Origin of the sequence: Fischerella muscicola PCC 7414, assembly GCF_000317205.1 — a bacterium.
GTDB lineage: Bacteria > Cyanobacteriota > Cyanobacteriia > Cyanobacteriales > Nostocaceae > Fischerella > Fischerella muscicola.
Window position 1 is genome coordinate 1 of record NZ_AJLK01000038.1, and the last position, 9,985, is coordinate 9,985.

The window sequence follows — 9,985 nt, forward strand, 5'->3', positions numbered from 1 at the left end:
TAACTAGAGAACCGTGCATTGCAGAGAATAAAGAACCACCAAATACACCTGCTACACCAAGCTGGTGGAAGGGGTGCATCAAGATGTTGTGTTCTGCTTGAAACACGATCATGAAGTTGAAGGTTCCGCTTATTCCCAGGGGCATACCATCAGAGAAGGAACCTTGACCCAAGGGGTAAATCAAGAATACTGCGGTAGCAGATGCCAAAGGAGCAGAATAAGCTACGCAGATCCAAGGACGCATACCTAAGCGGTAAGACAATTCCCACTGACGGCCCATGTAGCAGAAGCAGCCAATCAGGAAGTGGAAAATTACCAACTGGTAAGGACCACCGTTGTACAACCACTCATCTAAGGAAGCTGCTTCCCAGATGGGGTAGAAGTGTAAACCAATGGCATTAGATGAAGGTACAACAGCACCGGAGATGATGTTGTTGCCGTAGAGTAAGGAACCTGCTACAGGCTCACGGATTCCATCGATGTCTACGGGGGGTGCGGCGATGAAGGCGATGATGAAGCAGGTGGTTGCAGCCAACAGGGTGGGGATCATCAATACGCCGAACCAACCGATATATAGGCGGTTTTCAGTGCTTGTGATCCAGTTGCAGAACCGTTCCCATACGCTGCCGCTTGCGCGTCTTTGTAAGGTTGTAGTCATTGCTCTTATAAGTGCGATGAATGAATTTTTGAAGAATGTATTCAGACAAACATTTAAGTTGCCTGTATTAATAAACTTTACACAAGAATTTATTTATTACAAGCGGTTATCCACTCATTTTTTGTTAATTTTTATGTCTTAATATTGCTTAATATTTTGTGTTTTAACTTAATTAAATTTTGTAAACACTTTAGTCTCATAAATCACTTCTATTCAAAATTTATAATTAACTCAAAAAACAGACAAAAAACAGATAAGTATCTGCTCTTTTTACTTCTATGCTTTTTCTTTCTATATTTTGCTAAAAATCAAAGTAAATATATGGTAAACTCCCTTCTGGAGCTAGTATCCAGACAGCGTAAAAGCAGGGAAGTACGAACAAGAGTTTGACAGGCCAGTTGAACTGTAACTTTAGTTGACGATGGAAAAAATAAACTAAAGTCATGCAGGTAGCAATTATGCCTAACAGTATTGCTAATTGATATTGACTAATATTGAGGGCTTCCACATAAACTTTTTGAGCAAATTGAGTGTCAGCAGGATAACCCCAAAGGTGTTTAAACACTAAAGAAGAATCTTGGAGATTTGGTAGACGAAACCAAATCCAAGAGGTGAAAACCATCAGTTGTGTAAATAACCAAGCTATCAGTGTTCCTAAGGGATTGTGCCAAAAATGTTCTAACTCCTCAAAGCGATCGCTAAAAGCATGAGTAAGTCTATGGATAACTAAAGCTAAGCCGTGAAACCCACCCCAAATTACAAAACCTAATGCTGCACCATGCCAAATACCCGCAATTAGCATCACAATCATTAAATTTAAGCAGGTGCGATTTAAACCCTGACGAGAACCACCTAAAGGAAAATAAATATAATTACGCAACCAATCGCCTAGTGTTATGTGCCACCGCCGCCAAAAATCAGCAATACTAGTGCTGAAGTAAGGAAAGTCAAAATTTTCTGGTAGAACCAAACCGAAAAGTAAAGCAGTACCACGGGCGATATCTACATAACCGCTAAAATCTAAATACAACTGAAAACCATAGGCAAATATTGCCAACCATAAATCAGTACTACCTGCCCGTTGCAAATTTCCGAAACACAAATCAACATAAATTCCCAAGTGATCAGCTAAAAGGCCTTTTTTGACAGTTCCTTGGGCAATTAACCAAATACCTTCCGCAAAAAGATTAGCAGTAGGAAAGCGTAAGTGATTGAATTGATGAGTGAGGTTATGGAAGCGAGTAATGGGGCCAGAAATCAATTTAGCAAAGAATAATTTGTATGATGCGAATTGAATAAATTGATTACTAGCAGGCGCGCCACGGTAGACATCAACTAAATAGGAAATACACTCAAATGTAAAAAATGAAATTCCTAAAGGTGCAATTAATTTAAAAGATTCAACTACTGAACTTGTAGAACTATGATAAATAAAGTTATATAAAGGTGGTATATATTTAAAACCTAAAAGTAGCAAAACATTTATACTAATACCCAGCCATAATAGTTTTAAACGCTGACTATTCCAATCGGCTTGAGATAACTGCAATTCTTCATCAAAAGATTGCAGTTCTAAAGAATTTTTATTTGGTGAATTATATTTACCGAGAGCTATTCCTATACGGAAATTACAATAAGATAGTGCTAGTAAAAGCGGGATATATTGAATTTGCAAAGATGCATAAAAGCCAATACTAGCAATCAATAGCGTCAACATTCGTAGTTTTGGTTGTGCTATTAACCAGTAAATTAAAAGCACACTCAGCAAAAATATTCCGTATAAAATTGATATGAAGTTCATTGAAATAGTCAATAGTCAATTGTCAATAGTGATTAATCATTCAACCAACAAATAACAACTAACCAACAACAATATTACTTTGTTGGCCAAGGAATCATTGGGTCAATTGCAAGTTTTCTGGAAACTTTTTCTGCACCATAAAGATTTAGATGGCTGGGGTCAGAAAAGTTTTCATTGGCTTGGGGCCAAATTAAACTCAAATCCCGATAGATTAAATTGGAATTTTCAGCTAAGCGTAACATGTATTGCTGAAAATCTTGCTCGTAATTTTTACGTACTGAATCAAGATATTCTGCACTCAAGGGCATATTTACAAACACTATAGTAATTTTTTTAGATGCACAAAATTGCAATACTGCTTGGAGAGCAGCGTCTTGCTCACCCCCTAATTGGAAAGATTTATAGTCATTGTCATAGCTACCATTAACCTTGGGGTGTTTTTGATAGTATTTAGCTGGATTAAAACGGATAGGTACTGCTAAAAATCCATCAAAATCAACTGCTTGCTCAAAAGTATCATCTTCTGGATCTGCTGATGTAATTTTTGGATTAACAGCTGATTTACCTTTCACTAAAGGCAAAGACTTCAGTGATTTGTTCAGTAAACTCTTGAGTTGATCTCGTTGGTTATAGGTAGTAGAAATAGTTGCAAGAGCTTGGTTTAACCACTTATCTAATACTTGAGAATTATTCTCTGTATAAGTTGTGGTTTTAAAGCTTTGCTCCTGTTTTATAGATGCTGAAGTGGTGGTTGAATTCTGAGAATCTTCCTTGGCTGGTGCTTTTTGTAATACTTGTTGATAACCAGGGGATGCTGCGATCGCTTTAAAGGTGATATCCTCTCTACCATTGTTAAAAGCACGCGCACCATCAGCCCAAATAATCAATTTTGGCAGTTCTGATGGCTGTAGTACTCGACGTAGGATAAAATCGACAACTTGTGCTGTCGCTCCATTAATCCCAAAATTAAACACATCGATATCTGAGTAACCCTGAGTTGCCAAAGCTTGAGAAAGTGTGGTGGGATCTACCCCCCTCAAAGCGCGAGAGGAACCAATAATTAATACATCTGGTGGTTTACCGTTTTGAGCAAGACGCTGCTTGTAGAGTGCTAGTTGCTCATCTAATTGACGAGCGTTGAAACTTGGCATTGGCGATCGCGCTGCTAACAAGATAGCAGTTGCAGTTGCTTTTCCCCTAGTGATGGATTCTTCTTTTTGGGTGAATCCAGAAGCATTAAACACCTGATTTTTAGATGCAGGGGATGTATTGGTAAAAAAAACAGTTCTTTCCAACTTTTGATTCTGTTCTTCAGCAGAAGATAATTGAGGTGGGGTGCTAGCAATCTTTGGTGTTTCTGGGATGGAGTGAGAAGTTATATAACCCAAAACCCAGTCTGATTGCAGAGTCAGCAAAAACCCCAACAAGCCCCAAACTAAAGCCACTCGCCAGCCATTTTCTTCTGCCTGTTGCTCTTGTGACTGTTCCTTTTCAGCAAACAGCTGCGTTGCTAAAAGCCATCTTCTGATTCTTGCACCCCAGTCCTGAGCCACTTCTGCAAAAATAGTCTGTACATCTTGGCTGGTTAAATCGGGACGTAGCACAGGTTCGTCAGCTTCAGGTGTTAAAAGTTCACCAATATAAGCAGCAGTGGCAGCAAATTCAGGAGTCGGTTCTGGTACTAAACGTTGACGATTGATAAAATCGACCCCGTAGTTCCAAAAAGGTTCCTTGTTACCCGCACGGCGGCCATAAACTCGTACGCCTGCAATTCCTGCTATTTTTAACTGCCTGACAAACTGAGTAACTTTATTTGCTACCCGTTTGCGTGACGGACACACAAGTGCTTCGCACATGATGTGTAGTAAATCGCCTTTACGTAACAAGAGGACGCGAGTACCACCTGTTTTGAGGCGAATATCCAAGTCAGGGTTGAGCAAGCGCTCAAGTAAAAAAATGATAGCAGGTTCATCCCCAGCTGATGATAATTCTAACGCTGATACTGCTAAATCTGGGTGTTCTGTTGCAGGTAATGATTGCCAATCAATCCAAGTCGGTTCATGATCAGTCGTTTTGTGTCCGTAAACTGTGGCGGCGAGAATTCCTTGGGGAGCAAGGGCTTGAAGTTGAGGCATAATTGCCTGTAAGCACTGAGTTTTATCGGGAATTTGCTCAGTTGCCTTGGGGTCAGCAGGACTACAAAATATATGTAGCGTAGATTCTTTGAGAGTTGCTGTGACTTTGATTGCCAGATCAGACAGCCTTTCATTTAAAATCCTGGCGATCGCTTGTAAATCTCCCCAACGCGCCCATTCTTTCAACATGATTTCTGGAGGCGTCAGATCCACTCTTAACATCCAGTCAAAATCTGTTTCCCCATCAACTTGTGTGGCGATCACTGCATCTTGATAACCAGAAAGCTTGAGACTGCGTAACTTCTGGGCTACTGGTTCTGCAATTAATGAAGGATCGGGAGTATAGCTAGACTGACAGTAAATCAACAAGCGATTTTGATGGCTGGGATTTTCGAGAGTCGGTTCTTGCTTTTTGGCTTTGACTTCTACCCCGATGCCAAAGGTACTAAGACTTTCACTCAAATAGCGAGCGATCGCATCTGGATCGCCTTTACGTGCCAAACTTTCATTAGAAAGAATTAGCGCCCCACCCGTACGACTGGATTTTTCCGCATCTGCGATCAAGGCTTGTTCCACCTGTTGTAGGTGTAGATCCAACTGATTTAAGAAAACCTGATGACACCACTGTGGCCGATTTTCCCCCTTTTTCCTACCGTAGACGAAAACTTGGTAGATTGAAGGTTGTTCATTTTTGGTCAAAGCATCCAAGTCAGTATGCTGTAGCGCGTGCAGCAAATCCACAAGAGTACGCCAACGTTGGGGACACTCTGGACTTTCACAAAGAATGTGCAGCTCATTTCCCCGCAATCGGACTTTCACACCTAAAGAGCTGATTCCTGTTGCTTGGCTTACCCATTGTATTAAGGACTGTTGACTAACTGGTAATGCTATTTTCATGGAAAGGTGAGATTGTGGATCGGGAATTGGGGAACTCGGGGACCCCACGACCGTAGGGAGTGGGGATTAGGGGCAACGGGGATTGGGGATTGGGGAACTCGGGATTGGGAATCAAGGATCAGGGATCAGGGGTTAATGTTTTATTTATCCTCTCCCTTCCCTTGTCCCTAATTCCCGATCCCCGATCACCTGTCCCCTATCCCCTATCCCCTAATCACTTGTAAACTAGAACCATAGAATTATCCACCATGAAGTTTTTAACGCTTTTATTAACTTGTTAATTTTCATTCATCAGCCAAAATGGTTACTTAAGCTCGGTAATTCTGAGCTTTGTTTAATTTTGCTGACTTTGATCGATTTCCTCTAGTTCACGAGAATTACTTATGCAAGCTGCTAATTCCAAATCTTCAGCCAACTCAGGACTTAATTTGGGTTTATTTACCATTCCCCAATCTTTGCTTTTGCAAATGGGTACAGCATCGGTGATGATGTTGCTGTTAGCAGAGAAAGCCACCGCAGAAACATTACAAGTTCTTGGGGAAGCCAGTGAAGAACTATTTCGTGGCGATCGCCTTCCCATCCTTGACTTTCCAGAAGAGAATCCAGAAAATTAGCGTCAAATATTATACTGTTTTTTCTCAAAATTATTGTGGCAAATTCCATGACGGTCAAGAGCAAAACCTGAAATCATAAAAAGTAATAGGCTTTACTAGAACACAGAATATGAGTTCCCTTTTATACTTTTTCGCTCAGGAAGTGAATATCTACCCCGCTTCAGATTTATTTTTGCGCCATCGACTACAAATAGTAGAAGAATTGTGGGAGTCCGTACTGCGGCAAGAATGCGGCCAAAAAATGGTGGATCTTTTGCGGCAGTTACGTGATTTATGCTCACCAGAAGGACAAGCAACTCTTGACCAAGCCTCCTCTGTATTTAAATTAATAGAGCAGTTAAATATCAACGAAGCTATTCGTGCAGCTCGTGCTTTTGCATTGTATTTCCAGCTGATCAACATCATTGAGCAGGACTACGAACAACGGCAGCAAATGACTCGCTATGAAGCGTCAGGTGAAGCCGGAACTCAGGAAATACCAAACCCAATTTCCTCGGTTAATTCTGAAGCCAGCAGCGGATTAGGGGCAGAATTGCTCAGCAAGAGTTGGCAAGCCAATCCCCATCGCAAACGCCAAGACACTTTCGCAGCTTTATTTCCCCAGTTATACCAGCTAAACGTACCACCCCAGCAAATTCAACGCCTAATCGCCCAATTGGATGTGCAATTAGTGTTCACTGCTCATCCCACAGAAATTGTTCGTCATACCATCCGCGATAAACAGCGACGAGTGGTAAAACTGCTGCAACAACTTGATGTTGCAGAAAAACGTGTAGGTAATCCTGATTATGCCTGGGAAGTAGCAGAACTACGGGAACAATTAATTCAAGAAATTCGCCTCTGGTGGCGTACCGATGAATTGCACCAGTTCAAACCTTCTGTACTTGATGAAGTAGACTATGCCCTGCATTACTTCCAAGAAGTTTTATTTGATGCTATTCCCCAACTTTATAAACGCTTCAAATATGCTTTAGCTAATACTTTTCCCTGGTTAGAACCACCAAGTAAGAACTTTTGTAAGTTTGGTTCTTGGGTAGGTGCAGACAGAGATGGAAATCCATCAGTCACTCCAGAAATCACCTGGCAGACTGCTTGTTATCAGCGCAAAATAGTTTTAGAAAGATACATTCAGTCAGTGAAGCGGCTAATTAATTTGTTGAGTGTGTCGCTGCATTGGAGTGATGTTTTACCAGATTTACTAGAATCATTAGAAATAGACCAGTCGCAGTTAAGTGAAGTTTACGACGAATTGGCTTTACGCTATCGCCAAGAACCCTATCGGCTCAAAATTTCCTATGTGCTGAAGCGACTGGAAAATACACGCGATCGCAACTTAGCTTTATACAATCGAGAAACACCAAAAACTGAAGTTCCTATTTATCGTTCTGGGGAAGAATTTTTAGCGGAACTACGGTTAATTGAACGTAACTTAGCAGAAACAGGATTAAATTGCCAAGAACTGGAAAATCTGATCTGCCAAGTCGAAATTTTTGGTTTTAACCTGACTTGTTTAGATATCCGCCAAGAATCATCCCGTCACTCGGATGCTTTAAATGAGATTTTGGAATACTTTGGCATTTTAAAGTGTTCTTACAATGAACTAACAGAAGCAGAAAAAGTTGCTTGGTTAGTAGGAGAATTGCAAACTCGCCGTCCGTTAATTCCCGCCGAACTACCTTTTTCACCAAAAACCAATGATATTATTGAAACTCTGCGGGTAGTGCGATCGCTACAACGAGAATTTGGTAATAATATTTGCAAAACTTACATTATCAGTATGTGTCGCCAAGTCAGCGACATCCTAGAAGTCTTACTCTTTGCTAAAGAAGCAGGACTTTACGATCCTGGTACAGCAGTAGGTACAATCCAAGTAGTTCCCCTATTTGAAACAGTGGAAGACTTGCAACGCTCCAAGAGTGTTATGCAACAGCTGTTTGAATTGCCTTTATATCGCGCCTTATTAGCTGGAGGCTACACTGCAATTCAAAAGGACAGGGAAGAAGAGGGGACAGGGGAGAGGGAAAAAGTTTCCCCATCTCCCCTGACTCCCAACCTCCAAGAAGTCATGTTGGGGTATTCTGACAGTAACAAAGACTCTGGCTTTTTAAGCAGCAATTGGGAGATTCACAAAGCCCAAAAGACTTTACAGCGAATAGCGGAAGAACATGGCGTGACTTTGCGGATTTTCCACGGGCGTGGCGGTTCTGTTGGACGTGGTGGTGGCCCAGCTTACGAGGCAATTTTGGCACAGCCTGGTCACAGTATCAATGGGCGCATCAAAATTACTGAACAAGGGGAAGTCTTAGCTTCTAAATATTCCTTGCGTGATTTAGCGCTGTATCATTTAGAAACAATGACTACTGCTGTTATTCAAGCCAGCTTATTGAAAACAGGGTTTGATGATATTGAACCTTGGAATGAAATCATGGAAGAATTAGCAGTGCGATCGCGTACTCATTATCGTTCGCTGATCTACGAACAACCAGACTTTATTGATTTCTTCCACCAAGTTACCCCAATAGAGGAAATTAGCCTGTTGCAAATTAGTTCTCGTCCAGCCCGTCGTCCTTCTGGTAAAAAAGATTTAAGCAGTTTGCGAGCGATTCCTTGGGTATTTAGCTGGACGCAAACACGGTTCTTACTCCCTTCTTGGTACGGTGTTGGCACAGCTTTGCAAGAGTTTTTAAACGAAGAACCAGAAGAAAATTTGCAATTACTGCGCTATTTCTACATGAAATGGCCCTTCTTTAAGATGGTAATTTCCAAAGCAGAAATGACTTTGGCAAAAGTAGATTTGCAAATGGCGCGGCGCTATGTGGAAGAGTTATCTGATCCTGCCGATAAACCCCGTTTCGAGAAATTATTTGCACAAATAGCCAGCGAATACTATCTCACACGGGAATTAGTACTCAAAATCACTGAACACCAACAACTTCTAGATGGTGATCCTGTCTTGCAGCGATCAGTACAGTTACGTAATGGTACAATTGTACCTTTGGGCTTCATTCAGGTTTCCCTCCTGAAGCGCCTACGCCAGTCTAAGAATATAGCTACATCTGGAGTAATTCACTCACGATATAGTAAAGGCGAACTGCTGCGCGGCGCACTGTTAACAATTAATGGTATTGCTGCTGGTATGAGAAATACGGGTTGATGTGTTAGTTAGTGGTTGGTGGTTGGTGGTTAGTGGTTAATAACCAACTACAGTCTACTTTTATTAGACTGGATAAATAGCTCCTTCAACCCACTTCAAGTGGGTTTTTGCTATTAGCCCCAAATTGATTTGAGGGCAGAATTTTGGGCTAATGAAATCTATCGAACTTATACCATTTTGGATTTTGGATTTTAGATTTTGGATTGGGAATTGCTTTACGTGTCTGGATTCTATCAATCGATCTGTCGCATTCTTTTTTCAAACTGGTATTACGTTAACTACTTTAGGGGCGCAAAGCCTTGCGTCCCCATCAACAACTAACCACTAACAACCAACAACTAAACAATTACCAAATGAAAAAATGGCTAAAAACCGAATTCTAATTTGCACCTTTTTTGCTTTACTATCCGGCTTTGTGAGTGGTTACATTGGTGGACAAATTAGCTTAAGTATTCATAGCCAAAAATGTCAAAATCAAGCCTGGGGTTTGAAGCAAGCGTGTCATGCCTGGGTAGCACCAGGGGCAATTTGGCAAGGTAGCACCACAGGATTGTGGACTGGCACAATTTTAGGGGCGTTTTTTGGTGGTTTGGTGACGCGTCCCCAACGGTGAAAAGTCGGGGAAGTGTGGGGAGTGTGGGGAACTCACCGGCCCCCACTCCCTGTCGGTCGTGGGGATTAGGGGCAATGGGGAGATAAAGGAGACAAGGAGGACAAGGAAGACAA

The 9,985-nt window shown here is 41.5% G+C and carries 5 protein-coding genes and 1 pseudogene; 3 read left to right on the top strand and 3 right to left on the bottom strand.

Annotated features, from left to right (window positions below):
• The 3 genes and pseudogenes from UYI_RS0105595 to UYI_RS0105605 all read right to left on the bottom strand — a co-directional run.
• Positions 1-658: pseudogene (locus UYI_RS0105595) on the bottom strand (photosystem II q(b) protein); the annotation flags it as partial.
• A 301-nt stretch (positions 659-959) separates the two neighbouring features.
• On the bottom strand, positions 960-2,459 hold the full coding sequence (locus tag UYI_RS0105600; protein WP_026085763.1) for an MBOAT family O-acyltransferase: 1,500 nt from the start codon (positions 2,457-2,459) through the stop codon (positions 960-962).
• A 74-nt stretch (positions 2,460-2,533) separates the two neighbouring features.
• The gene (locus UYI_RS0105605; protein ID WP_016865691.1) at positions 2,534-5,491 is read right to left on the bottom strand and encodes a DUF1574 family protein; all 2,958 of its coding nucleotides are present in this window, start codon (positions 5,489-5,491) and stop codon (positions 2,534-2,536) included.
• A 383-nt stretch (positions 5,492-5,874) separates the two neighbouring features.
• Here UYI_RS0105605 and UYI_RS0105610 point away from each other — a divergent pair, with 383 nt between their 5' ends.
• The 3 genes from UYI_RS0105610 (at position 5,875) to UYI_RS0105620 (ending at position 9,872) form a co-directional block, all read left to right on the top strand.
• Complete coding sequence (locus tag UYI_RS0105610) at positions 5,875-6,105, top strand: hypothetical protein (protein ID WP_016865692.1); 231 nt, start codon at positions 5,875-5,877, stop codon at positions 6,103-6,105.
• Between the two features lie 109 nt (positions 6,106-6,214).
• The gene (gene ppc / locus UYI_RS0105615; protein WP_016865693.1) at positions 6,215-9,259 is read left to right on the top strand and encodes a phosphoenolpyruvate carboxylase; all 3,045 of its coding nucleotides are present in this window, start codon (positions 6,215-6,217) and stop codon (positions 9,257-9,259) included.
• Between the two features lie 361 nt (positions 9,260-9,620).
• Positions 9,621-9,872 carry a hypothetical protein gene (locus tag UYI_RS0105620; RefSeq protein ID WP_016865694.1) on the top strand — a complete coding sequence of 84 codons (252 nt, stop codon included), beginning with the start codon at positions 9,621-9,623 and terminating at the stop codon, positions 9,870-9,872.
• The last annotated feature ends 113 nt before the right edge of the window (positions 9,873-9,985 follow it).